Source organism: Mesorhizobium sp. M0496, from assembly GCF_040321205.1.
Classification (GTDB): Bacteria; Pseudomonadota; Alphaproteobacteria; order Rhizobiales; family Rhizobiaceae; genus Mesorhizobium.
In genome coordinates this window covers 67,998-90,401 of record NZ_JAMYRC010000021.1, presented here as the reverse complement: position 1 = coordinate 90,401, position 22,404 = coordinate 67,998, and the positions used below count along the sequence as shown (strand labels likewise).

Genomic DNA, 22,404 nt, shown 5'->3' with positions numbered 1-22,404 from the left:
CAGGAGAAGGTTGCCAGATCGCCATAGCGGACCGTCGGCCGGCATCTATGGTTTGCATTCCCACCGCATGACTCTGCCCTCAACCTGTGCTATGCGCCGCGCTTCATGCCGGCACGATAAGTGAAATCGGCCGCAAACCGCTTATATCTGTGCAACCATGACCCTTTCATTCGATCTCACCACCGAAGGCGCCCGTGACGCGTTGCGTGCCCGTGCGGCACTGCCCGAAAAGCAGTCGTTGATCGGCCTGACGCGCACTGAGCTCGGCGAGGCCCTTGTCGCTTCGGGAACCGTGCCGGAACGCCAGGCGAAAATGCGCGCCCAGCAGCTCTGGCACTGGATGTATGTGCGCGGTGTTTCCGACTTCGCCGGCATGTTCAACATCTCCAAGGATTTGCGCGCCGAACTGGACAAGCACTTCACCGTCGCCAGGCCCGAAATCGTCGAGGAACAGATTTCCTCCGACGGCACGCGCAAATGGCTGTTCCGCTTTCCGCCGCGCGGCGCTGGGCGGCCCGTCGAGATCGAGACCGTCTATATTCCCGAGGAAGGCCGCGGCACGCTCTGCATCTCCTCGCAAGTCGGCTGCACGCTGACCTGTTCGTTCTGCCACACCGGCACGCAGAAGCTGGTGCGCAACCTGACCGCGGAAGAGATCCTCGCCCAGTTGCTCACCGCCCGCGACCGGCTTGGCGATTTCCCCGATCGAGACACGCCCGACGGCGCCATCGTGCCGGCCGAGGGCCGCAAAGTCTCCAACATCGTCATGATGGGCATGGGCGAGCCGCTCTATAATTTCGAAGCGGTGAAGAAGGCGCTGCTGATCGCCTCCGATGGCGATGGCCTGTCCTTGTCGAAGCGGCGCATCACGCTGTCGACCTCCGGCGTCGTGCCGGAAATCTTCCGCACCGGCGAGGAGATCGGCGTCATGCTGGCTATCTCGCTGCATGCCACCAACGACGATCTCCGCGACCTCCTGGTGCCGATCAACAAGAAGTATCCGCTGAAGGACCTGATCGCTGCCTGCCGCGCCTATCCCGGCCTGTCGAACGCTAGGCGCATCACCTTCGAATATGTCATGCTGAAGGACGTCAACGATTCCATCGAGGACGCCAAGGGCCTGATCAAGCTGCTCAAGGGCATTCCGGCCAAGATCAACCTGATCCCATTCAACCCGTGGCCGGGCACCAACTACCAGTGCTCGGACTGGGAGACGATCGAGAAATTCGCCGACTACATCAACAATGCCGGCTACGCCTCGCCGATCCGCACGCCGCGCGGCCGCGACATCCTCGCCGCCTGCGGCCAGCTCAAGTCGGACTCCGAGCGCATGCGCAAGGTCGACCGGCTGGCGCTGGAGGCCATGATGATAGCGGGGCACGGCGAGGCGTGAGCCGCCGCCTCGCCTGGCTGAAGCGCCTCGCCATGATGGCAGTCGGCTATTTCGCCGCCGTGTTGACCTCGATCCTGGTCCCCGTGCTGCTGATCGCTCTTCTGGAAGGTATAGAAGACGGCAACTGGTCCATCATCTTCGCCTTCGACTGGCTGGGCTCCTTCCCGCTCGCTGTGCTGACCGTGATGATCGGCGCGCTGTTGATCGTCGGCCCCGCGCTCTTTGTCGCTGAACGGTTTTCGCTTCGGGGTTGGTTCTACTTTGCCGCCACGGGTGCGATCACGTCTATCACCTTTGGCGTGTCCATGCCGCGCTCGGCCGGCAGCTTTGTTTTCAATCCGGGCTTTCTCGGTTTTCTGGCCACGGCCGGCATTGCCGCCGGTTCGGTCTACTGGTTTCTGGCCGGACGCAAGTCCGGCATATGCCGGGATTTGGGCCGGGATCTGGGATGACCCGTCTGGTCGGCTACCTCGTCCGTTTCACTGTTATCCTGTTCGGCTATGCCGTCGCCTCGCTGGCGGCGAGCGCCTTCCTCAACATCCTGTTCCTGGCATCGCTGGGCTACACGCCGGAGCACGCGGCGACGGCACCGGCTTCGCTGTATTTCTCAATTCCCTTCTTCGCCCTGTTCGTCGCCTATTTCGCCCTGATGCCGGCTTGCGTCGTCATCCTGCTGGCCGAAATCCTCGGCCGGCGCGACTGGCTGTTCTATGCGTTGGCGGGCGCGGTGGTTGCCGGCGTTTTCCTCGGCATGGTCGGCCACAGCGGCGACACCACCTTCGCGGTTACCGACACCAGCGCCATCATGGCGGTGATTGGCGGCGGCATGGTCGGCGGCATCTTCTACTGGCTGAGCGCCGGGCGCTGGGCCGGAAGCTGGTGGAAGGACGAGAACGCCCCTACTTCGCCTGGGCCGTCAGGATCTTGAGCGCGAAGGCGGAGAACACGCCGGCGAAGAGATAATCGACCACCCGCGTGACACGCGGGCTGGCCTTCATCGCCGCCGAGAACTTTTCCGCCGCCAGCACCATCGGCACCGTCACCGGGATCGACAGCACGATGAACATCGTGCCCAGGAAAAACAGTTTTCCCGGTGCGTTCGGATCATGCGCGGAGACGAACTGCGGCAGGAAGGTCATGAAGAACAGGATGATCTTCGGATTGAGCAAATTGACGCCGAGCCCGGCAGCCCAGCTGCGCAACAGCGAAATCTCGGGGCCGGTCTTCTTTTCCGGCGAAAATGCCGAGCCCCTGGTGATCGCCTGCCAGGCCAGGAAAACGAGATAGCCGGCGCCAAAGATCTTTAGCACGAAGAAGGCCATCGGCGAGGCGACGATCAACGCCGAGACACCGACCACCACCAGCGTGGTGTGGATCAGCGTGCCGCACAGCGCACCGGCCATCGAGGCAAAGCCGGTGGCGCGGCCCTGGCTCAGCGTGCGCGAGACGAACAAGGTCATGTCCGGACCCGGCGTGATCGCCAGGATGACGGTGGCGATGGCGAACTGGATCAGCGTGGTGGTGTCTGGAATGAACGACATGAGCGGCCCCAGGGGATTGGAAGGGCCTATACAGGATGCGCCGCGACGGTGCCAGACGCAGGAGCGATCCAGATGGTCGATCCAGCAGGCGTATGGCGAAGGCATCAGCTGGGGAGCCAACTTGCGATCCTATGCCTGCCTGCTCAGCCGCATCCTGGCCGGCTCCTCGATGGCGGGCTGATCGGTCGGGACGTCGGGGCCCCCGATGAGCAGTATCTGGTCGATCGGCTTGGGCCGGCCGAGGAAGTAGCCTTGCGCCTCGTTGCAGCCTTCGACTTGCAGGATGGTGAGTTGGACATGCGTCTCGACGCCTTCGGCGAGCACCGGAATGTCGAGGCTGCGGCCCAGCGTCAGCACCGCCCGGATGATCGCCTTGGCCTGCGGGCTTCGCTCGACATCGGCCATGAACGAACGGTCGAGCTTGATCTTGTCGAAGGGAAACGAGCGCAGCGTATCGAGGGAGGAATAGCCGGTTCCGAAATCGTCGATCGCGATCGTCACCCCCAGCGCCTTGATCTGGCGCAGGACATGCAGCGTCCGCACCTTGTCGGCGACGATCGTCGATTCGGTCAGCTCGAGCTCCAGCCGTTTCGGCGACAGCCCGGTCTCGACCAGGATCTGGTGGACGAGCTTGGCGAGATCGGCATGGGCGAACTGCACCGGCGACAAATTGACCGCGATCTTGTGAGCATTGTCCCACGAGGCTGCCTGCCGGCAAGCGGTCCGCAGAACCCATTCGCCGATCGCCATGATGGAGCCGTTCTCCTCGGCAATCGGGATGAATTCGGCGGGCGGGATCATGCCATGCACGGGATGGGTCCAGCGCAGCAGCGCCTCGTAGCCGCAGGTGGCGCCTGTCGGGACCGAGGTCTGCACCTGATAGTGGAGCGAAAGCTCGCCGCGCTCGATCGCCTGCCGAAGGTCGGTGGCCAGCGCGCGGCGCGCCCGCGCCGTCTCGTCCATGGCGGATTCGTAGAAGCAAACGGCCCGCGTCACGTCGTTCTTTGCCCGGTACATGGCAAGATCGGCATTGCTGACCAGCCGCTCCCGATCGGCGCCGTCGCGCGGATAGACCGCGACGCCGATGCTGGCGCCCGCGGCGATTTCGAAATCGTCGAGCCGCAACGGCTCGAACAGGGATTTCTCCAGCCGCGAGACCAGGCCGAGAAGCTCGTTCTGATCCTTGAAGCGCTTGATCGCGGCGAACTCGTCACCGCCGAGCCGGGCGACGAATTCGCCGTCACCGGTGAGTTTCGCCAGCCTTCGGGCGACGATCTTGAGCGCCTGGTCGCCGGCTGCGTGCCCCCTGAGGTCGTTGATCTCCTTGAAGCGATCAAGATCGATGACAATGACGGCCGTCATCGTGCCCTTGTCCTCCCGTGCGCGCTCGATCTCATGGTCGAGGCGATCGTTGAAGGAGACCCGGTTGGCAAGGCCGGTGAGGGCATCGTTGAGGGCAAGATGCTGAAGCCGCTCGAAGCTTTCCAGGCGGCCGCGTTCGTCGATCAGATAGCTGGCGAAGCCGGTGGCCGCGACGATCAGGCCGACGATAGCGACGGCGACCGCCATCGCCACGAGAATATCGGGATTGGTGCCGGTGCTGATGAAGGACAGCGGCGTCACCGCCACCGCCGCCATAGCCGTGAAATGCAGCCCGACGATCGCCAGCACCAGCAGCCCGATACCAAGATATTGCGACCAGCGGTATGGCCGGCGCACGGCATGGCCGACGGCCACGGCGGAAAACGCCGCCGAAATGACCAGCGAGGCGGCGACATAGGAGCCGTCCCACTCGACGATGCCGGCGACGTGATATGCCATCATGCCGGTGTAGTGCATGGCCGATATCGCCAGCCCGACGACACATCCGCCCCACTCCGGGGCAAGACGCCGGCTCTTGTCGGATGCAAGGGTGAAGCCAGCTCCGGTTCCGGCGATGGCGATGACCAGCGACACCATGGTCAGAACCGGATCGAAGGTGATCGGCGCGCCCGGCTGGTAGGCCAGCATGGCGATGAAGTGCGTGCACCAGATCGAGGAACCGGCGGCGACCGCTGTCAGGAACAGCCAGCCGCGCATCTGCACGCCGGCGGTTTTCCTGGCGCGGTCGAAGAGGCCGATCGTCACCCAGCAGCCGGTGACGCACATCAGCGCCGCCAGCAGGACGAGCCACAGATTATGCTCCGTAACGATACATGATATGACGCGCATCAGGAACGACCCAAGCCCGAGGGTGCCCGCGACGAAGCAGGCAAGGCCGTCCTGGCACGTCGCCAACACAGCTTTCTCCTCATATTAGCGGCAGGGCGTGAAAACTTGATTAAATGCTGCAGGTAAATGCAGCCTTTGATTGCAGCAGGTTGTTTCCCTTGCTCAGGTCGCCGCCCGCCACGCGCTGGATCAGAAGTCTGGGCGCGCGCGTGCTTGCTCGCTTTGCCGTTCCTGCTAAAAGGCCCTCCGACAATCCGTGACGCCTCGGCTGGGGCGTCCGCCATCGACGGAGTAGAAATGTCCAAGGCCAAAGACGTCAAGAAAGTCGTGCTCGCCTATTCCGGCGGTCTCGACACATCCATCATCCTGAAATGGCTGCAGACCGAACTCGGGGCCGAAGTCGTCACCTTCACCGCTGATCTCGGCCAGGGCGGCGAACTCGAGCCGGCACGCCGCAAGGCCGAGATGATGGGGATTAAGGACATCCGCGTCGTCGACGTGCGCGAGGAATTCGTCTCCGATTTCGTCTTTCCGATGTTCCGCGCCAACACCGTCTATGAAGGCACCTACCTTCTGGGAACCTCGATCGCGCGGCCGCTGATCTCCAAGCATCTGGTCGAGATCGCCAGGGAAACGGGTGCCGACGCGATTGCGCACGGCGCCACCGGCAAGGGCAACGACCAGGTTCGCTTCGAACTCTCGGCCTACGCGCTGAACCCCGATATCAAGGTCATCGCACCGTGGCGCGACTGGTCGTTCAAGTCGCGCACCGACCTGATCAATTTCGCCGAGCAGCACCAGATCCCGGTGCCCAAGGACAAGAAGGGCGACGCCCCATTCTCGGTCGACGCCAACCTCCTGCACTCCTCTTCCGAGGGCAAGGTGCTGGAAGATCCGTGGACCGAGCCGCCGGAATTCGTCCACCAGCGCACCGTTTCGCCGATGGATGCGCCTGATACCGTCACCGAGATCGAGATCGAATTCCTCAAGGGCGATCCCATCGCACTCAACGGCAAGAAACTGTCGCCGGCGACCATGCTGGCGGCACTCAACGATCTCGGCCGCGACAATGGTATCGGCCGGCTTGACCTGGTCGAGAACCGCTTCGTCGGCATGAAATCGCGCGGCGTCTACGAGACGCCCGGCGGCACCATCCTGATATCAGCGCATCGCGCCATCGAATCGATCACGCTCGACCGGGGCGCCGCCCACCTCAAGGACGAGTTCATGCCGCGCTACGCCGAGCTGATCTACAACGGCTTCTGGTTCGCGCCCGAACGGCTGATGCTGCAGGCGATGATCGACAAGAGCCAGGAAGACGTCGAAGGCACGGTGCGGCTGAAGCTCTACAAGGGCAACGTCATGGTCACCGGCCGCAAGTCGAAGAAGACGCTGTATTCCGATGCGCTGGTCACCTTCGAGGACGACCGTGGCGCCTACGACCAGAAGGACGCCGCCGGCTTCATCCGCCTCAACGCGCTGCGGCTGCGCACGCTCGCCGCGCGCAACCGTAAGGGCTGATCTTCAATCGCCTCAAACAAACCCGGCGTCCCTGCCGAGACCGATTGTCGGCACCGGCGCCGCCCGTGAAGTACCAATTCAAACTGAAGCGATTGATTCAGTTGGCCCGGCGCATAGCCGGGCCTTCGGTCGGAGATTCCAGCTATCAGTCGCCGTCGATCGCCGTGGCGATGCGGGCGATGGCCTGCTGATAAACGCTCGCGGAATTCCAGCCGGCAATTGCGCCCATATTCGCACTCGCGCTCGCACCGGCACGCCAGCCATGACCCTTGAGGAAGTTGGCGGTGGAAGCCAGCGCTGTGCCCTTGTCGCGCAGGTTTCCGCCGCCGACACCATACTTCAAGACATTTCCGGGCAGGAACTGCGTGTGGCCAATCTCGCCATGCGCGGCGCCGACCGACGAGGCTGTCAACGCCCCGCGATCAACCAGCTTCAGGGCTGCAATGGCATGCGGATAAAAGAAACCCGGGCGACGGCAATCATAGGCAAGCGTCAAAATGGCGGAGACCGTATTCTGGTTGCCCATGGAGGAACCGAAGCCGGTTTCCATGCCCCAGATGGCGAGCAGCACACCCGGCGACACGCCGTAGTTCGCTTCGATCTTGGCGAACAGTGCCGCGTTCGACTTCTTCAGCGAGCGGCCCTTGGAAATGATCGCGGACCCGCCACGCCGCTTCATGAAATCGTCCACCGAGCCGCTGAAAGCCTTGTGAATGCCGCGGTCGACGGAAATCGTCTTTGTTGCGTAGGTGGCGCCAGCCAGAGCGGCCAGACCCTTGGCGCCTACACCTTCGGACTTGGCCTCCGCGGCGAACTCCGGCTTCCAAGCCTCGAAGCCGGCGCCGGTCTTGCCACAGCTGGCCCCCGCCTGCGCGCCCGTTGCCAGCGCAAGCACCGACACTACGGCCGCTGCAAACATCTTTCCCTTGGCAAGAAATGCCATGTTGTTCTCCTGGTTGCCTGAATCACGTCCCAATTGCGAACTTGCCAGCGAAACACGCCCTTGTCACTGTCGCCGCTGCATTGCTGGCGAATGCCGTGGAATTTGCCTACGATCAAGTGATTATTGTGGCAAGCGGCCCCACGAAAGGCGTCGATATCGTGATCATCGGCGCCGGCTCGGTGGGTGTTAACACAGCCTGGGCCCTGCTGGCGGCGGGCATCTTGCGGCGAATAGCCTCGATATGTGGGAACGCCGGTTGGCGGTCCGCGTTGGGCACCTGCCGCCCTGAATATGCTGGCTCTGAAGGTTAGAGACCGACATGAAACTCTTCGACTGTCCGCATTGCGGCCACCGCCTCTACTTCGAGAACGCCCAGTGCCTGAGCTGCGGGAGTCTCGTGCTCTACGATCCCGAGCACGCCACCTTTGCGCTGTCGGATGCCGGCGGCGTCTTTCATTGCACCAACGCCGACGAATGCGCCTGCAACTGGATGGCCGAGCCGGGACAGGGGTTTTGCCGCGCCTGCGCGCTGAACCAGCTGATCCCCGATCTTTCCGTCGACGGCAACCGCCGCCGCTGGATCCGCGTCGAGGCGGCGAAGAAGCGCGCCATCTATTCGCTGCTGGCCTTCGGGCTGCCGGTGGCGCCCAAGCAGAACCCTGCCGACGAGATTGGGCTGGCCTTCGACTTCCTCGCCGATCCGATCGGCGGTGGCCCCGGCGGCGAGCGCATCCTGACCGGCCACGACAATGGCCTGATCACGCTCAATGTCGCCGAGGCGGATTCAGCCGAACGCGAGAAGCGGCGCGTCGAGATGGGCGAGAACTATCGCACCTTGCTCGGCCATTTCCGCCATGAACTCGGCCATTATTACTGGGATCGCCTGATCCGCGACGACCCGCAAAAGCTGGACGCTTTCCGCGCGCTGTTCGGCGACGACCGCACCGACTACGAACAGGCGCTGAAGGCCTATTATGCCAATGGCGCTGCGCCCGACTGGCAACAAAGCCATATCTCGGCTTATGCGACCTCGCATCCGTGGGAGGATTGGGCCGAAACCTGGGCCCACCATCTGCATATCACCGACACGCTGGAAATGGTCCACGCGCTGAACTTTCCGCTCGGCCGGCTGGAGACGGTGGAAGCCAACGACCTACCGCAAGGCGATACCGGCGGCGGGCTGCAAGCCGCACCTTCCGAGCCGGCGACCGCGCCCGAGCCTTTCGAAAAGATCCTGGCCCGTTGGCTGGTGCTGTCTGAAGCCTCCAATTCGATCAACCGCTGCATGGGCCTGCCCGACCTCTACCCCTTCGTCATTTCGGACGGCACGGCACGGAAATTGGCCTTCGTTCACGAACTTCTGACCGGTTTGCCTATAGAAAAGGGAACAAATCGTGAGTTGGCGCAGTCGTTTTAGGCGGGAACGCATAGGCCACTGACCCGTTTTCGCTGGCGAGGGACCATGAAAACGGAGAGAAACCATGAAATCCCTTTTGTTCCCCGCAGTCGCCGGACTGCTGACCGTGATGTCGGGCGCCGCGTTTGCCGACACCGCCGTCTCTGCCGTCACCGATCTCAACGTGCGCGCCGGGCCCGGTCCGCAATATCCTGTCATCGGCGTGCTTGCCGCCGGCCAGTCGGCGACGCTCAATGGTTGCATCGAAAACAGCAAATGGTGCACCATCGCCGAGGCCGGTGGCCAGGGCTGGGTCTATTCCGACTATGTGACGGCTGATTTCGGCGGCAGCCGGGTGGTGCTGACGCAACGGCGTTCCAGCGTTGCTGTCGTCTCGCCGCCGGACGACTATTCGACCGACTATACTGGCGCGATCATCGCCAGCGATCCGGTCGTGGATGACTTTCCCCCGCCTCCGGCCGAAGTCCGGACCTATGTCGACACGCATCGCCTCGACCCTGTCTATCTCGACGGCGAAGTGGTGACCGGCGCGATCTTGCCCGACACCGTCGAGCTGCGCGAAATTCCGGACTACAACTATCGCTACGTCTATGTGAACGGCCAACGGGCGCTGATCGATCCGCAGACGCGGCGCATCATGTACGTCGTACGCTGACATGGAATTGCACCAGCCGGCCGCCGCGACAGTAGTGGCCGCCTGGTGACCAGGCAGGCGGTCGATCCTGCGGCACCGCGCCCCTGGATATGCAGCGGCTAGGTGTGCGCATGAACCCTTTGCGAAAATCGATTCCGATTTTCCGGGCCATCGGCTAGATCAACAGGGGCTAGATCAACAGGCGATAAATTCGGCAAAGGAGCCCGTGTGACGATCGATTCGGCCGCCTTCGAACGCTATAGGCGCTCGCCCAACGCCCGGACGACCTTGCCACGACTGCTCCTGGGAACGGCGATCGTCATCCTGTTCTGGGCTGCAACGACCGTGGCCGTGCTATTGGGCGGGATCTATGCCTTCTTTGCCTGGCAGGAGGGTGCGGCGGCGTCATCCGGCGTGCAGGGCTTCCTCGCCTCGCCCCTCGGCATCCTCACTGCGCTCGCCTCTTTTGCCGGCATCTGGATCGGCCTGTGGATGGCCATGCGCTGGGTGCATGGCGAGAAGCTGTCGGCGCTCCTCGGCGTCAGCCACCGCGTGTCGCGGTCAGGTTTCCTCAAGGGGCTGATCGCGGTGCTGATCACCTCGCTCATATCCGAGATCCTGCTCTATCTCTTGCGGCCCGAGATCGCGCGCGGTCCGATCAGTCTGTCGTCCTGGCTGCTGTTTGCAATCCCGATCGTCGCGCTCACCTGGCTGCAGACATCTTCGGAAGAGGCGCTGTTCCGCGGCTATCTGCTGCGCGGTCTGGCCAACCGGTTCAGGAGCCCGTTCATCTGGGCACTGCTGCCGGCGCTGCTGTTCACCGCGCTGCATTGGAGTCCCAGCTCATCCGCCGCCATCAACGCCTGCGTGCTCGCCTCGATCGCCGCTTTCGCGCTGCTGCTGACGGTTGTCGTTTATGCCACCGGCAATCTCGGCGCCGCCCTCGGTGCTCATCTCGGCAACAATCTGACCGGCTTCCTGCTGATCTCGCATCAGGAAAGCTACAATTCCTTCGCCCTGTTCAATGCCAGGCCGCTCGAAGGACCAGGCTGGACGACAGCCGATGCAGTGCTCATCGCCTTCATCGGCATCGCCTGCAGCCTGCTGACGATCATGCTGCTTTTACATCCGCGCTCGCCGCTCAGGGTTGCCGCCGAGCTTCCGGATGAAGCAAACTCGGCCTGATTGCAGCCCAGGGAAACAACGCGACACGGCGCTTGTCTTGACTCCTGTGCCGATTTCCTGTCTACACGCCCCGAATTCCGCGACGAGTATCCCTCCGAGCAAGCCGACCAGGACGCCGAAACCTCTTCGAGGTCAAGTGCTGTAAATCGATCCTGGAGGCCAACACCCGGCAGCGCTGAGCGCCCCCGGGTGCTTTTTGGTTTTGGCTTTTGGTTGGACACTGGGCGCGAACGCATTACCTCTCGGGCATCATCCGGGTGCCAGGGAAAAGGAAAACGAATGTTTGAATCGCTACAGGAACGTCTTGGTTCGATCCTGAACGGCCTGACCGGCCGCGGTGCCCTGTCCGAGGCTGATGTCTCGGCGGCACTGCGCGAGGTGCGCCGTGCGCTGCTCGAGGCGGACGTGGCGCTGGAAGTGGTGCGCTCGTTCACCGACAAGGTGCGCGAGAAGGCCGTCGGCGCCGCCGTGGTCAAGTCGATCAAGCCCGGCCAGATGGTCGTCAAGATCGTCCATGACGAGCTGGTCGAGATGCTCGGCGCCGAGGGCGTCGCCATCGATCTCAATGCGCCGGCACCGGTCGTCATCATGATGGTCGGCCTGCAGGGTTCCGGCAAGACGACCACTTCGGCCAAGATCGCCAAGCGCCTTTCCGAGCGTCAGAACAAGAAAGTCCTGATGGCCTCGCTCGACACGCGGCGCCCCGCCGCGCAGGAGCAGCTTCGCCAGCTCGGCGAACAGGTCAAGGTCGCCACGCTGCCTATCATCGACGGTCAGTCGCCGGTCGACATCGCCCGCCGCGCCGTGCAGGCGGCCAAGCTCGGCGGCCACGACATCGTCATCCTCGACACTGCCGGCCGTACCCATATCGACGAGCCGCTGATGGTCGAGATGGCCGACATCAAGAAGGTGTCGAGCCCGCACGAGATCCTGCTGGTCGCCGACTCGCTGACCGGCCAGGACGCCGTCAACCTGGCGAAAAGCTTCGACGAGCGCGTCGGCATCACCGGCCTGGTGCTGACCCGCATGGACGGCGACGGCCGCGGCGGTGCGGCACTTTCGATGCGCGCCGTCACCGGCAAGCCGATCAAGCTGATCGGCACCGGCGAAAAGATGGACGGGCTGGAAGAATTCCACCCCAAGCGCATCGCCGACCGCATCCTCGGCATGGGCGACATTGTCTCGCTCGTCGAGAAGGCCGCCGAAAACATCGACGCCGAGCAGGCGGCGGCGATGGCCAAGAAGATGCAGTCGGGCAAGTTCGACCTGAACGACCTCGCCAGCCAGCTTCAGCAGATGTCGAAGATGGGCGGCATGGGCGGCATCATGGGCATGATGCCCGGCATGGGTAAGATGAAGGACCAGATGGCGGCCGCCGGTCTCGACGACAAGATGTTCGGCCGCCAGCTCGCCATCATCTCATCGATGACCAAGGCCGAGCGCGCCAACCCCGACATGCTCAAGCATTCGCGCAAGAAGCGCATCGCCGCCGGTTCCGGCACCGACGCGGCCGAAATCAACAAGCTGCTGAAGATGCACCGCGGCATGGCCGACATGATGAAGGCGATGGGCGGCAAGGGCAAAGGCGGCGGCCTGATGCGCGGCATGATGGGCGGCCTCGCTAACAAGATGGGCCTCGGCGGCATGCCGGGCGGCATGGGTGGCATGATGGGCGGCGGCATGCCGGACCTGTCGAAGATGGACCCCAAGCAGCTCGAAGCCTTGCAGAAGCAAGCCCAGGCATCCGGCCTTGGCGGCATGAAGGGTCTTTCCGGTGGCGACGGCCTGCCCGGGCTGCCCGGCGGCATGAAACTTCCCGGTCTGCCCGGAATGGGCGGCGGGCTACCTGGCCTTGGCAAGAAGAAGTGAGGACGCCATGAACGAAGAGAAAGACATGGCCGACGCACGCACCATCCTGGCCGACTATCGCGCCTCGATCGACAACATCGACGCGGCCCTCATCCACATGCTGGCCGAGCGCTTCCGCTGCACCAAGGCGGTTGGCGTGCTGAAGGCGACGCATGGGTTGCCGCCGGCCGACCCGGCACGCGAACAGCAGCAGATCGCCCGCCTTCGCCAGCTGGCGAAGGATGCCCATCTCGACCCGGATTTCGCGGAAAAATTCCTCAACTTCGTCGTCCGCGAAGTGATCCGCCACCACGAACAGATCGCCGCTTCGAGCAACGGCGGAACAAAGACCCCGCTTCCAACGGCGTGACGAAAACCAACTGAAACCCAATCAACGAACTTAAAGTTTTTAGGAGAAAAGAAATGCCCTTGAAGATCCGACTGGCCCGTGCGGGCTCGAAGAAGCGTCCTTACTACCACGTCGTTATCGCCGACGCCCGTTCGCCGCGCGATGGCCGGTTCATCGAGTCGATCGGCTCGTGGAACCCGCTGCTGCCGAAGGACGGCGAACGCGTCAAGGTCGACGCCGATCGCGTCAAGCATTGGCTGGCGCATGGCGCCCAGCCGACCGATCGCGTGCTGCGCTTCCTCGACGAGGCCGGCCTCGTCAAGCGCGACGCCCGCTCCAACCCGAAGAAGGCCGAGCCGGGCAAGAAGGCGCAGGAACGCGCTTCGCTCTTGAAGAAGGCGCAGGAAGACGCCGCTGCCGCGGCTGCGGCCGCCGCAGCAGCACCGGCCGAGGCCGAAGCCGCTACCGCCGAATAACCATTACTATCGCATCCAGGAAAACGGCGGGCCCCAGGCCCGCCGTTTTGCTATGTCGACTTCAGGTTTCGAACACAGTCAATAGCCGCTCGGGCAGCGGTCGATGTAGACGCGGCCATAACGATCGCGATAACGGCATTCGCCCCGTTCGCTCGCCCGGCCGATCAACGCACCGGCAACAGCGCCGACAGCGCCGCCGACCACCGCGCCCTGAACCGGATTGTTGGCGACCGCCGCGCCGACGGCAGCGCCACCCAGTCCGCCGACAGCCGCCCCCTTTTCCGTTTGTGAACAAGCGACGACGAGCGGCACCAGCAGGGCCATCAAAAGCATCGTTTTCTTCATTGTCGTTCCTCTCCAGTAGGAGCCGCCTCCACCGCCAGGTGAATCTCTAACTCGCAACTCGGCGATTTGATCCCGAAGACATTGTCGGCAAAGGGATTTTGATCCTTTGCGGATAACCCGGGGAATGCCTGGTGGCCTTCGTTGAGATGCTCGCGAACGCTACGGCTTGCCCCGTAAGCTGGGACGGCTGACGTCACTTTTCGCTCAGACGTTTCAGATTGGCGAGGCCGACCTCGAAATCCTTTCCGATCAGCGTGTCGAAGTTCATGAACAGGCCCATCAGCTTGGCGATGAAGGGCCGGCTGCCGCGCATCGCCCAGGTGACGGCAGTGTTGTCGCCCGACGGCGTCAACGTGAAGTCGACGCTGTTGTTGGCCCTGAACGGCTTCTCGAAATCGAGTTTCAGCGACACCAGCGACGACGTCACCGAATTGACGATCTCCATGCGCCCTTTGCCGGCCTTGGCATTGCCTTCCCAGGCATAGGCCGCACCCTTGCCGCTCTCGGCGCCGGACAGCGTGCGCTTCATCTGCGGGTCGAGCTTTTCGTAGGGCGACCATTCCGGCCAATGGCTGAAATCATTGATCAGCGGGAAGATCGCCTCCGGCGGGGCCTTGATGCTGGCCGTGCGGGTGGTGACGAAATCATTCGGCCGTGTCGCGGCATAGAGGAGCACGGCGGCGATGATGACGAGCAGGATGATGAGGATGGTGCTGAACATTTTTCTCTTCCTCTTGGCTTATCGGCTGAACGGGATCAGCGCGCGCACGCGTGGGTCGCGCAGATACAGGCCGCCCCACAGGATGATGCCGAGATAGACGCCGAACAGCGTGTGCGAGAACAGCGGATTGTCGACGCGGACATTGGTGGCGATGGCGCCGCCCATATAGGCGGTGAGCAGGATGGCACCGAGCACCGCGGTGCGCGGCAAGGCGTAGAGCACGGTCGAGATCAGGCCGATGACGCCAAGCATGCGCGCGACATTCGCGTCGGCAGGCCAGCCGAGCGGCACCATCGTCTGGGTGACGATGTCGAGCGGCGGCAGCTTGATGACGCCGTCGAAGATCATGAAAAGCACGATGACGCCGCTGAGCGCGCGGCCGGTCCACAGGGCGCCCGGCGAGACGGGCGCGGTTTCGGAAATGCTCATGATGGTCCCTCCTGATGTTTCGAGCCCTTTTCGCTGGGGTCGAACCAAGGACGCGGCATGGGGCCGCGATCCGACAGGATGCGGATTCTTTTTGGCGTCGTGACAGCAAAAGCCGTTCTGTAGCGATCCTTCCCACCCCTCTGGCCGGCAGGACAGAGGGGGTACTGTCCCACTAGCGTCCACTGTTTCATCTACGAAAAATAGAACTTCTCGGCCGAGAGCATTTTCGGCGGGGTCTCGCCCAGCGCCTCGAACACCGAGATCTCGCAGACGCGGCAGAGGCCGTCGAGGGCGAGGTCGTTGGCCTCTGTGCCGAACGGGTCCTCGAGTTCTTCCGACAGCGCGTCGAGGCCGAAGAAAGTGTAGGCGATCAGCGCCGTGAACAGCGGCGTCGCCCACCCGGCGGCGGAGACCAGCCCGAAGGGCAAGAGCAGGCAGAAGACATAGGCGGTGCGCTGCAGAAGCAGCGTATAGGCGAACGGCAGGGGTGTTCCCATGATGCGCTCGCATCCGGCCTGCGCGGCGGCGATTTCCGACAGGCGCTCGTCGAGGATGCGGTAGCCGATCATATCGATCGCACCGGCCTTGCGCAGCGCGGCGATACGACGGCCCATGCCGCGCACCATTGCGTCCGGTGCGTTCGCTGCCTTGGCGACGGTCTCGGTTTCGTCACCGATGAAAGCGCGGGCCTCCGGCGCCGCGTCGACCCGCCTGAGCAGCCCGCGCAGAAAGTGGCAGAAGGCGATCGCTTCCATCAGCAGGCCGCGCAATTCCGTCCGGTCGTCGACCAGGCCGGCGGAGGCACGCGACAGGTTGCGGATGTCGAAGACCAGCTGGCCCCACAATTTGCGCGCCTCCCACCAGCGGTCGTAGGCGGCATTGTTGCGAAAGCCGAGATAGATCGACAGCGCCACGCCGAGCAGCGCGAATGGCGCGGTGCCGGCATTGCCGAAATCGAGCTTCAGCGCCCGTACTATCACCACCACCAGCGCGCCATAGGCGGCAAAGCCAAGGATCTGCGGCAGGATGCGCGGCACCACCGAGCCGCGCATGATGAAGAACAGGTGCAGAAGGCGTGGGCGCGGGCGGACGATCATCAAAAGCCTTTCGCGGACCGGCGCTGGTCCTCAGCTCCTTTATTGTGCGACGGCAACAGGTCCGCAAGCCCTGCCGCCAGCGACATCGGCATGTCGTCTGTCCAGCGCGCGGACTATCGATGTTCGTCAGTGGCGGATATTGAAGGTATGTGGCGGCGAGCGACCTTCATCGGTCGACAGAGAAGACAACATGACCGGCGAAACCGATCTGAAGATACTGCTGGCATCGATGACGCCGGAACTGCTCGCCGGCACCTATGTCTTCGCCACGCTGGCGCCTGGCGTTTCCCAGCCGGAAGGGCTCGAGCCGGTGATGGTGTTCCGCGAACGCGAGGGCCTGACGCTGATCGTGACCGAGGAGGCGGCCAACGCAGCCGGCCTGACCGCTTCCTTCCGTTGCCGGATGGTGACGCTGAACATCCATTCGTCGCTGGAAGCCGTCGGCTTCCTCGCCGCCATCACCACGCGGCTCGCCGCCGCCGGCATGGGCGTCAACCCGGTCTCGGCCTTCTACCACGACCATCTGTTCGTCCCCGCCGACCGGGCGGAGGAAGCACTGGAGCTGTTGATGGAGTTGGCCGAGGAGAACAGAGTGTAGCGCACCGGCCAAAGCTGCCGATCTCCCCCCTCGTGGGCGGCAGGGCAGAGGGGGGCGTGAAGGAACGCCAACTTAGCTCATCTGTGACAAGGCAAAATATGCTGTGGGTGCAATTGGGATTGATTGAGAGGATAGAGGGACAGCGCCCCCCTCTGTCCTGCCGGACATCTCCCCCACAAGGGGGGAGATCGGCCTTCATCCGGCCAAAGGCCGAGCCCGCGACCGCGGGCCGCCGGTCGTCCGGCGCCCTCGCGGAGGGCCCGCCGCGGCAGCGGCGATACGGCCCGTGAGCGAAAACTATGCCGCCTTCTTCTTCGGCTGGATCAGCCCGCGCTCGACCAGCAGTTCCGCGATCTGCACCGCGTTCAGCGCCGCTCCCTTGCGCAGATTATCGGAGACGATCCACATCGACAGACCGTTGTCGATGGTCGAATCCTCGCGGATGCGCGAGATGAAGGTGGCATCCTCGCCGGCCGATTCCAGCGGCGTGATGTAGCCGCCATCCTCGCGCTTGTCCAAGACCTGGCAGCCCGGCGCCTCGCGCAGGATGTCGCGCGCTTCGTCGGCGGTGATCGGCTTTTCGAACTCGATGTTGACCGCTTCCGAATGGCCGATGAACACCGGCACGCGCACGCAGGTCGCCGTCAGCTTGATCTTGGGATCGAGCATCTTCTTGGTCTCGGCCACCATCTTCCACTCTTCCTTGGTGAAGCCGTCGTCGAGGAAGACGTCGATATGCGGGATGACGTTGAAGGCGATGCGCTTGGTGAACTTCTTGACGTCGACGGTATCGGCGACGAACACGGCGCGCGTCTGCGTGAACAGCTCGTCCATGCCTTCCTTGCCGGCGCCCGACACCGACTGGTAGGTGGCGACGACGACGCGCTTGATGGTGGCGAAGTCATGCAGCGGCTTCAGCGCCACGACGAGCTGCGCCGTCGAGCAGTTCGGGTTGGCGATGATGTTCTTGCGCGTGAACAGCGAGATCGCGTCCGGATTCACTTCCGGCACGATCAGCGGCACATCCTGGTCGTAGCGGAAGGCCGACGAATTATCGATGACGACGCAGCCCTGCTTGCCGATCTTCGGCGACCATTCCTTGGAGACGTTGCCGCCGGCCGACATGATGCAGATGTCCGTGTCGGAAAAATCATACTGGTCGAGCGACCTGACCTTCAGCGTACGGTCGCCGAACGACACTTCGGTGCCCTGGCTGCGCCGCGAGGCCAGCGCCACGACTTCGCTTACCGGAAAGCCGCGCTCTTCCAGTATGTTGAGCATTTCCCGGCCCACATTGCCCGTGGCGCCGACGATCGCTACCTTGAAACTCATTAGAAATCTCCTGTCCCTCTCCGCTTGGTTTTTGGAGAAACCCGCTGGCCGGATGCGGGTTCCGTCCCCCGGGCCGGACCCGGGAGAGGGTGGTTAGGCCAAGGGAATCACACCGTTTTGGTGGTGGTTTTGGCCGTGGTTTTGCTGGAACCCGAAATCTTGCTGGAACGAGGAGACGCGCCGACGCGCCCGGCCCAATGATGTGCATTGTGGCCAGGGAAATCGAATGCAAGAACCGCCATCAAAAGGCCGCGCATCGAAACTGTCCTGTTCGGTGCCGGCTTTTACGCGGTTTGCATCAAGAGTCAATTGCCGAGCGACACCCGGTTTTGCGCGCGCCCTGTACAATCGCGGCTGCGCGAAGTACGAACGGCCAAGATTGTTTTGGCTGGCGCTAGGTCGGCCCCGGCATGTGCTCCATGATGAGCGCAGACCCTAAATTCCGAAAGAGTGAGATGTCCAACTTCGAAGCACTTGTTCCAGCGCTTGCCAGGGCGCTGGAGAAACGCGGCTATTCCGAGCTGACGCCGGTACAGAAGGCGGTTGTCGCCCCCGAACTCGGTGAGGCCGATGCGCTGGTTTCGGCGCAGACCGGCTCCGGCAAGACTGTGGCCTTCGGCCTCGCTTTGGCGCCGACCCTGCTCGACGGCGCGGAGCGCTTCGGCCACGCTGCGGCACCGCTGGCGCTGGCCGTGGCGCCGACGCGCGAACTGGCGCTGCAGGTGACGCGCGAACTGGAATGGCTCTACGAGCTGACCGGCGCCACGGTGGCGTCCTGCGTCGGCGGCATGGACATGCGCTCGGAGCGGCGTGTGCTGGAGCGCGGCGCCCATATCGTCGTCGGCACGCCTGGCCGCCTGCGCGATCACATCACGCGGCACTCGCTCGACATGTCGGCGCTCAAGGCGGTGGTGCTCGACGAGGCCGACGAGATGCTCGACCTCGGCTTTCGCGAAGACCTCGAATTCATCCTCGACGCCGCCCCGGCCGAACGCCGCACGCTGATGTTCTCGGCCACCGTGCCGCGCTCGATCGCCACTCTTGCCCAGGGCTATCAGCGCGATGCCGTGCGCATTTCGGCCGCCGGCGAAGAAAAGCAGCATCTCGACATCGAATACCGGGCGCTGAGCGTTGCCCAGCCCGACCGGGAAAACGCCATCATCAACGTGCTGCGCTTTTACGAAGCCAAGAACGCGCTGGTGTTTTGCAACACGCGCGCCGCGGTGAATCATCTCACCGCGCGCTTCAACAACCGCAACTTCTCCGTCGTCGCACTCTCGGGCGAACTCAGCCAGAACGAGCGCAGCCATGCCTTGCAGGCGATGCGCGACGGCCGTGCCAAGGTCTGCATCGCCACCGATGTGGCGGCGCGCGGCATCGACCTGCCCAACCTCGAACTGGTCATCCACGCCGACCTGCCGACCAATCCGGAAACGCTGCTGCATCGCAGCGGCCGCACCGGCCGCGCCGGGCGCAAGGGCGTCAGCGCGCTGATCGTGCCCAACAGCGCCCGCAAGCGCACCGAACGGCTGTTGCAGAACGCCGGCCTCAAGGCGACATGGGCGAGCCCACCCTCGGCCGACGACGTGATCCGACGTGACGACGAACGCATCCTCGCCGATCCGGTTTTCGACGAGCCGGTGAAGGAGGACGAGCGCGGTTTCATCGACGCGCTGCTCGCCAAACATGGCGCCGAACAGGTGGCGGCCGCCTTCGTGCGCCAGTGCCGCGCCAGCCGCTCGGCGCCCGAGGATCTCATGGAAATCGCGCCGTTCACGCCGTCGCGTGAACGACCGGCGGGCGAAGGTTTCGTACGTCGCGACGAGGCGCCCAGCCGCCGCGACGATTTCGGCGCCAGCGTCTGGTTCTCGCTGTCGATCGGGCGGAGGCAGAATGCCGAGCCGCGCTGGTTGATCCCGATGCTGTGCCGCACCGGCAGCATCAGCAAGCGCGAGATCGGCGCCATAAAGATGCAACCGGAAGAGACCTTCGTGCAGATATCAGCCGACTGGGCCGACCGCTTCCTGGCCGCGATTGGTCCCGACCGCAAGCTGCAAGGCAACATTTTGGTGAAGCGGCTGGACGGCCAGCCCGATTTGTCGCGTGCCGGCTATCAGCCGCCAAGCCCCGACAAGAAACCGCATCGCGGCAAGGCACCGTTCGATCCCAACGCGCCGAAGCGCAAGTTCGAAAAGCCCACACCGGCGTCAGCCGATCAGCGCCCGGCAGCCGCGCATGAGGCCAAGCCATGGGCGAAAAAGCCAGGCAAGCCGAAGTTCGATAACGCCGGGGCGCCCAAGCACAAGAAAGCGAAGAAGCGGCCTTCATAAGATCGCAGGCAGCTTCATTTTCCGGCAGCGACGGCAGGCACTTCATGGTGCCGCTTGCCCATCGGCTCGGCCCTGTGCCACATCTTCATCGGGACGTGGCGAGAGGGTGGGCCTATGCGCGGCGAAGTGCTTCATTATGACGAGGACCAGGGTTTTGGCTTCATCACCGGAGCCGATGGCAATCGTTACACCTTCACCCGCGAGAACGTGCGCCGGGAAACGGCCATGCCCAAGGGCACGGTCGTCGAGTTCCAGCCGGGCGGTGGCCAGGCGCGCGACGTTTTTTCAATCGCCACCCAGACCGCCACCGGGGCCCCGACCCCGGAGGCCGGAACCAACACCGCATCGACTCAAGCCGGCAACGCACCGGCAGCTTCTTTCCAGGCGCAGCATTTCGGCCGCTCATCCGAGCCAGCCGAGCCCACCGATCTCTGGGGCTATTTCTGGCGCGGCGTGACGCAGAACTACTTCAATTTCGCCGGCCGCGCCCGCCGCAAGGAATATTGGAGCTATTTCCTGTTCTGGGTGGTCTCGCTGCTGATCATCGGCGGCATCGGTCTTTTCGCCGACAATGAAATGGGCAATTTCGACAGCAGCGTATCGGCGGCGGTAACCGTCGGCCTTTGCGGCACCTTCGTGCTGGCGACACTGCTGCCCAGCCTCGGCATGACTGTTCGCCGCATCCACGACATCGGCCTGTCGGGATGGCTTTACCTGGTGGTGCTCATCCCGACCATCGGCAGCCTGATCATCCTGGTCTTCGCGTTGATCCCGACGCAAGCCCGGGAAAACCAGTGGGGGCCGGTGCCGGCGGGAGTCAGGGTTTAGTCGGGCGTGCATATTGCAATCCAAGGCAACCCTGAGTAGTATTTCCTATCGCAGCATAGATGGGGGACAAGCATGCGGGGTGCGGTGCTTCACTACGACAAGGATCAGGACTACGGCTACATCAATGGAGTCGACGGCAAGCGTTACTTCTTCGCCCGTAACGATCTGAATCAGGGGCAGCCCTCGTCAGCGGCACCATCGTCGAATTCCAACCGGATGACGGCACGGCACACAATATCGTCGCCGTGAGTTCGACCACACCCTCGTCAACCCCTGGCCAGCCCGGCCGTACCGCCGAAAACCAGCCCACTCGTTCCACGGGACTGTGGGCATACTTCCGGAACACGGTAAGCGTGAACTATTTCAATTTCAACGGACGCGCCCGCCGCAAGGAATTCTGGGCCTTTTGGCTATGCTTTAATCTCGTGCTGGTGACGCTGCTTGGCTTCGGGATACTCGTCAATCTGGCCATCAACGGCTTCGGTATCAATGCGGGTAGGACGTCGATCGGATTCCTACCCGCCGGTGTTTTCCTCCTGGCATTCGGCCTGCCATGGATCGCGCTTACCGTGCGGCGTCTTCACGACATCGGCCTGAGTGGCTGGCTTGCCTTGATCTGCTTCATCCCAGTCATCGGCGAAGCGGCCTTGTTGATCTTCGGGCTGATCGAGTCTCAGGTAGGCGAAAACCCCTGGGGACCAATACCAGCAGGGGTCAGGGTCTAGGGGCGATAGCCTTCAAAGCGCCGCCCGAAAGCCTGAGAAAGACCTTCTGGCCGTGGCGTTCGGCGCCGAGTCTCGCGTAAAAACGCAGCGCGCCCTCGTTCCAATCTTCGGTGGTCAGGTCGATACGGCCAATGCCGTGGCTGAGGCAATGATCGGCGAGGAAGCTGATCAGCGCCCGGCCGACGCCGGCGTTGCGGATGTTGTCGCGCACGAACAGGTCCTTGAGGAACAGCAGCCGCTCAAGATCGATACCTGGATGCGCGATCGCCACCGATGCCAAGCCGCTGACCTCGCCGTCGACGAAGGCGAGCGCGAAATGCGGATAGGCCGGGCTTTCCTCGCCAAGCCATTTGCGTGCAGCAGACAGGGCCCGGTCGGCATCGAGAGGCGGCTGCCGGTAATGCTCCGCCATCTCGCACAGTATGGCCGCGAGTGCCGCTTCGTCCTTGATCGTCGCCCAGCGGACGTCGACCGTCATAGG

25 protein-coding genes are annotated in these 22,404 nt (G+C 63.5%); 15 read left to right on the top strand and 10 right to left on the bottom strand.

The genetic code is table 11. The annotated features are described in order from the left end of the window. Positions 1 to 157 precede the first annotated feature (157 nt). From rlmN to NKI73_RS18750, 3 genes are read left to right on the top strand one after another with little or no spacing between them, the layout of a single operon-like run. Positions 158 to 1,393: a dual-specificity RNA methyltransferase RlmN gene (rlmN, locus tag NKI73_RS18760; protein WP_352632213.1), complete on the top strand. Its 1,236-nt coding sequence runs from the start codon at positions 158 to 160 to the stop codon at positions 1,391 to 1,393. Beyond that, positions 1,390 to 1,845 (top strand): hypothetical protein, encoded by a 456-nt coding sequence (locus tag NKI73_RS18755; RefSeq protein ID WP_352632211.1) that lies wholly within the window; start codon positions 1,390 to 1,392, stop codon positions 1,843 to 1,845. The genes rlmN and NKI73_RS18755 overlap by 4 nt, the downstream gene beginning before the upstream one ends. After that, positions 1,842 to 2,321 carry a hypothetical protein gene (locus NKI73_RS18750; RefSeq protein WP_352632209.1) on the top strand — a complete coding sequence of 160 codons (480 nt, stop codon included), beginning with the start codon at positions 1,842 to 1,844 and terminating at the stop codon, positions 2,319 to 2,321. The genes NKI73_RS18755 and NKI73_RS18750 overlap by 4 nt, the downstream gene beginning before the upstream one ends. Here NKI73_RS18750 and NKI73_RS18745 read toward each other — a convergent pair. Both NKI73_RS18745 and NKI73_RS18740 read right to left on the bottom strand, forming a co-directional pair. After that, entirely contained in the window at positions 2,293 to 2,934 is a 642-nt protein-coding gene (locus NKI73_RS18745; protein WP_352632208.1) for a LysE family translocator, read from the bottom strand. The genes NKI73_RS18750 and NKI73_RS18745 overlap by 29 nt on opposite strands. A 129-nt stretch (positions 2,935 to 3,063) precedes the next feature. Continuing rightward, positions 3,064 to 5,211 carry a putative bifunctional diguanylate cyclase/phosphodiesterase gene (locus NKI73_RS18740; protein ID WP_352632206.1) on the bottom strand — a complete coding sequence of 716 codons (2,148 nt, stop codon included), beginning with the start codon at positions 5,209 to 5,211 and terminating at the stop codon, positions 3,064 to 3,066. Positions 5,212 to 5,442: 231 nt separating this feature from the next. Here NKI73_RS18740 and NKI73_RS18735 point away from each other — a divergent pair, with 231 nt between their 5' ends. Beyond that, positions 5,443 to 6,666 carry an argininosuccinate synthase gene (locus NKI73_RS18735; RefSeq protein WP_352632204.1) on the top strand — a complete coding sequence of 408 codons (1,224 nt, stop codon included), beginning with the start codon at positions 5,443 to 5,445 and terminating at the stop codon, positions 6,664 to 6,666. A 145-nt stretch (positions 6,667 to 6,811) separates the two neighbouring features. Here the strand turns inward: NKI73_RS18735 and NKI73_RS18730 are convergent, their stop codons facing one another. Continuing rightward, entirely contained in the window at positions 6,812 to 7,609 is a 798-nt protein-coding gene (locus tag NKI73_RS18730) for a lytic murein transglycosylase (RefSeq protein WP_352632202.1), read from the bottom strand. A gap of 319 nt (positions 7,610 to 7,928) precedes the next feature. Here NKI73_RS18730 and NKI73_RS18725 point away from each other — a divergent pair, with 319 nt between their 5' ends. The 6 genes from NKI73_RS18725 (at position 7,929) to rpsP (ending at position 13,518) form a co-directional block, all read left to right on the top strand. Then, positions 7,929 to 9,026 (top strand): zinc-binding metallopeptidase family protein, encoded by a 1,098-nt coding sequence (locus NKI73_RS18725; protein WP_352632200.1) that lies wholly within the window; start codon positions 7,929 to 7,931, stop codon positions 9,024 to 9,026. Between the two features lie 64 nt (positions 9,027 to 9,090). After that, positions 9,091 to 9,681 (top strand): DUF1236 domain-containing protein, encoded by a 591-nt coding sequence (locus NKI73_RS18720; RefSeq protein WP_352632198.1) that lies wholly within the window; start codon positions 9,091 to 9,093, stop codon positions 9,679 to 9,681. A gap of 207 nt (positions 9,682 to 9,888) precedes the next feature. After that, on the top strand, positions 9,889 to 10,845 hold the full coding sequence (locus tag NKI73_RS18715; RefSeq protein WP_352632197.1) for a CPBP family intramembrane glutamic endopeptidase: 957 nt from the start codon (positions 9,889 to 9,891) through the stop codon (positions 10,843 to 10,845). 279 nt (positions 10,846 to 11,124) lie between these two features. Next, positions 11,125 to 12,714, top strand: coding sequence for a signal recognition particle protein (gene ffh, locus NKI73_RS18710; RefSeq protein ID WP_352632195.1), 1,590 nt, complete (start codon positions 11,125 to 11,127; stop codon positions 12,712 to 12,714). A gap of 7 nt (positions 12,715 to 12,721) precedes the next feature. Further along, positions 12,722 to 13,063, top strand: coding sequence for a chorismate mutase (locus NKI73_RS18705; RefSeq protein ID WP_352632193.1), 342 nt, complete (start codon positions 12,722 to 12,724; stop codon positions 13,061 to 13,063). Positions 13,064 to 13,116: 53 nt separating this feature from the next. Further along, entirely contained in the window at positions 13,117 to 13,518 is a 402-nt protein-coding gene (gene rpsP / locus NKI73_RS18700) for a 30S ribosomal protein S16 (RefSeq protein WP_023811330.1), read from the top strand. Between the two features lie 78 nt (positions 13,519 to 13,596). Here the strand turns inward: rpsP and NKI73_RS18695 are convergent, their stop codons facing one another. The 4 genes from NKI73_RS18695 to NKI73_RS18680 all read right to left on the bottom strand — a co-directional run bounded on the left by NKI73_RS18695 (position 13,597) and on the right by NKI73_RS18680 (position 16,110). Continuing rightward, a complete protein-coding gene (locus tag NKI73_RS18695; RefSeq protein ID WP_352632191.1) occupies positions 13,597 to 13,863 on the bottom strand; it encodes a YMGG-like glycine zipper-containing protein in 267 nt (88 codons plus the stop codon). Between the two features lie 193 nt (positions 13,864 to 14,056). After that, positions 14,057 to 14,584, bottom strand: coding sequence for an SRPBCC family protein (locus NKI73_RS18690; protein ID WP_352632189.1), 528 nt, complete (start codon positions 14,582 to 14,584; stop codon positions 14,057 to 14,059). Positions 14,585 to 14,602: 18 nt separating this feature from the next. Continuing rightward, complete coding sequence (locus tag NKI73_RS18685) at positions 14,603 to 15,013, bottom strand: DoxX family protein (protein ID WP_352632187.1); 411 nt, start codon at positions 15,011 to 15,013, stop codon at positions 14,603 to 14,605. Between the two features lie 191 nt (positions 15,014 to 15,204). Continuing rightward, positions 15,205 to 16,110, bottom strand: coding sequence for a bestrophin family protein (locus NKI73_RS18680; protein ID WP_352632185.1), 906 nt, complete (start codon positions 16,108 to 16,110; stop codon positions 15,205 to 15,207). Positions 16,111 to 16,300: 190 nt separating this feature from the next. Between NKI73_RS18680 and NKI73_RS18675 the strand changes: the two genes are divergently transcribed. Next, on the top strand, positions 16,301 to 16,708 hold the full coding sequence (locus NKI73_RS18675; protein WP_352632183.1) for an ACT domain-containing protein: 408 nt from the start codon (positions 16,301 to 16,303) through the stop codon (positions 16,706 to 16,708). A 297-nt stretch (positions 16,709 to 17,005) separates the two neighbouring features. Here NKI73_RS18675 and NKI73_RS18670 read toward each other — a convergent pair whose 3' ends face one another. Both NKI73_RS18670 and NKI73_RS18665 read right to left on the bottom strand, forming a co-directional pair. Beyond that, the gene (locus NKI73_RS18670; RefSeq protein ID WP_352632181.1) at positions 17,006 to 18,040 is read right to left on the bottom strand and encodes an aspartate-semialdehyde dehydrogenase; all 1,035 of its coding nucleotides are present in this window, start codon (positions 18,038 to 18,040) and stop codon (positions 17,006 to 17,008) included. Between the two features lie 107 nt (positions 18,041 to 18,147). Beyond that, positions 18,148 to 18,297, bottom strand: coding sequence for a hypothetical protein (locus NKI73_RS18665; RefSeq protein WP_352632179.1), 150 nt, complete (start codon positions 18,295 to 18,297; stop codon positions 18,148 to 18,150). A gap of 198 nt (positions 18,298 to 18,495) precedes the next feature. Here NKI73_RS18665 and NKI73_RS18660 point away from each other — a divergent pair, with 198 nt between their 5' ends. The 4 genes from NKI73_RS18660 (at position 18,496) to NKI73_RS18645 (ending at position 21,923) form a co-directional block, all read left to right on the top strand. Further along, positions 18,496 to 20,370, top strand: coding sequence for a DEAD/DEAH box helicase (locus NKI73_RS18660; protein WP_352632177.1), 1,875 nt, complete (start codon positions 18,496 to 18,498; stop codon positions 20,368 to 20,370). A gap of 114 nt (positions 20,371 to 20,484) precedes the next feature. Beyond that, positions 20,485 to 21,198, top strand: a complete 714-nt coding sequence (locus NKI73_RS18655; protein WP_352632175.1) for a DUF805 domain-containing protein — start codon at positions 20,485 to 20,487, stop codon at positions 21,196 to 21,198. Between the two features lie 72 nt (positions 21,199 to 21,270). Continuing rightward, on the top strand, positions 21,271 to 21,447 hold the full coding sequence (locus NKI73_RS18650) for a hypothetical protein (RefSeq protein WP_352632173.1): 177 nt from the start codon (positions 21,271 to 21,273) through the stop codon (positions 21,445 to 21,447). 104 nt (positions 21,448 to 21,551) lie between these two features. After that, on the top strand, positions 21,552 to 21,923 hold the full coding sequence (locus NKI73_RS18645; RefSeq protein ID WP_352632171.1) for a DUF805 domain-containing protein: 372 nt from the start codon (positions 21,552 to 21,554) through the stop codon (positions 21,921 to 21,923). Here the strand turns inward: NKI73_RS18645 and NKI73_RS18640 are convergent. Next, positions 21,913 to 22,401: a GNAT family N-acetyltransferase gene (locus NKI73_RS18640; RefSeq protein WP_352632170.1), complete on the bottom strand. Its 489-nt coding sequence runs from the start codon at positions 22,399 to 22,401 to the stop codon at positions 21,913 to 21,915. The genes NKI73_RS18645 and NKI73_RS18640 overlap by 11 nt on opposite strands. Between the last annotated feature and the right edge of the window lie 3 nt (positions 22,402 to 22,404).

Coding starts and splice junctions, on each gene's coding strand:
- NKI73_RS18650 (WP_352632173.1), top strand. CDS start 21,271: ATGCGGGGTGCGGTGCTTCACTACGACAAGGATCAGGACTACGGCTAC.
- NKI73_RS18680 (WP_352632185.1), bottom strand. CDS start 16,110: ATGATCGTCCGCCCGCGCCCACGCCTTCTGCACCTGTTCTTCATCATG.
- NKI73_RS18725 (WP_352632200.1), top strand. CDS start 7,929: ATGAAACTCTTCGACTGTCCGCATTGCGGCCACCGCCTCTACTTCGAG.
- NKI73_RS18730 (WP_352632202.1), bottom strand. CDS start 7,609: ATGGCATTTCTTGCCAAGGGAAAGATGTTTGCAGCGGCCGTAGTGTCG.
- NKI73_RS18695 (WP_352632191.1), bottom strand. CDS start 13,863: ATGAAGAAAACGATGCTTTTGATGGCCCTGCTGGTGCCGCTCGTCGTC.
- NKI73_RS18735 (WP_352632204.1), top strand. CDS start 5,443: ATGTCCAAGGCCAAAGACGTCAAGAAAGTCGTGCTCGCCTATTCCGGC.
- NKI73_RS18690 (WP_352632189.1), bottom strand. CDS start 14,584: ATGTTCAGCACCATCCTCATCATCCTGCTCGTCATCATCGCCGCCGTG.
- NKI73_RS18670 (WP_352632181.1), bottom strand. CDS start 18,040: ATGAGTTTCAAGGTAGCGATCGTCGGCGCCACGGGCAATGTGGGCCGG.
- NKI73_RS18640 (WP_352632170.1), bottom strand. CDS start 22,401: ATGACGGTCGACGTCCGCTGGGCGACGATCAAGGACGAAGCGGCACTC.
- NKI73_RS18655 (WP_352632175.1), top strand. CDS start 20,485: ATGCGCGGCGAAGTGCTTCATTATGACGAGGACCAGGGTTTTGGCTTC.
- NKI73_RS18665 (WP_352632179.1), bottom strand. CDS start 18,297: ATGCGCGGCCTTTTGATGGCGGTTCTTGCATTCGATTTCCCTGGCCAC.
- NKI73_RS18720 (WP_352632198.1), top strand. CDS start 9,091: ATGAAATCCCTTTTGTTCCCCGCAGTCGCCGGACTGCTGACCGTGATG.
- NKI73_RS18660 (WP_352632177.1), top strand. CDS start 18,496: ATGTCCAACTTCGAAGCACTTGTTCCAGCGCTTGCCAGGGCGCTGGAG.
- rlmN (WP_352632213.1), top strand. CDS start 158: ATGACCCTTTCATTCGATCTCACCACCGAAGGCGCCCGTGACGCGTTG.
- NKI73_RS18675 (WP_352632183.1), top strand. CDS start 16,301: ATGACCGGCGAAACCGATCTGAAGATACTGCTGGCATCGATGACGCCG.
- NKI73_RS18705 (WP_352632193.1), top strand. CDS start 12,722: ATGAACGAAGAGAAAGACATGGCCGACGCACGCACCATCCTGGCCGAC.
- NKI73_RS18750 (WP_352632209.1), top strand. CDS start 1,842: ATGACCCGTCTGGTCGGCTACCTCGTCCGTTTCACTGTTATCCTGTTC.
- ffh (WP_352632195.1), top strand. CDS start 11,125: ATGTTTGAATCGCTACAGGAACGTCTTGGTTCGATCCTGAACGGCCTG.
- NKI73_RS18685 (WP_352632187.1), bottom strand. CDS start 15,013: ATGAGCATTTCCGAAACCGCGCCCGTCTCGCCGGGCGCCCTGTGGACC.
- rpsP (WP_023811330.1), top strand. CDS start 13,117: ATGCCCTTGAAGATCCGACTGGCCCGTGCGGGCTCGAAGAAGCGTCCT.
- NKI73_RS18745 (WP_352632208.1), bottom strand. CDS start 2,934: ATGTCGTTCATTCCAGACACCACCACGCTGATCCAGTTCGCCATCGCC.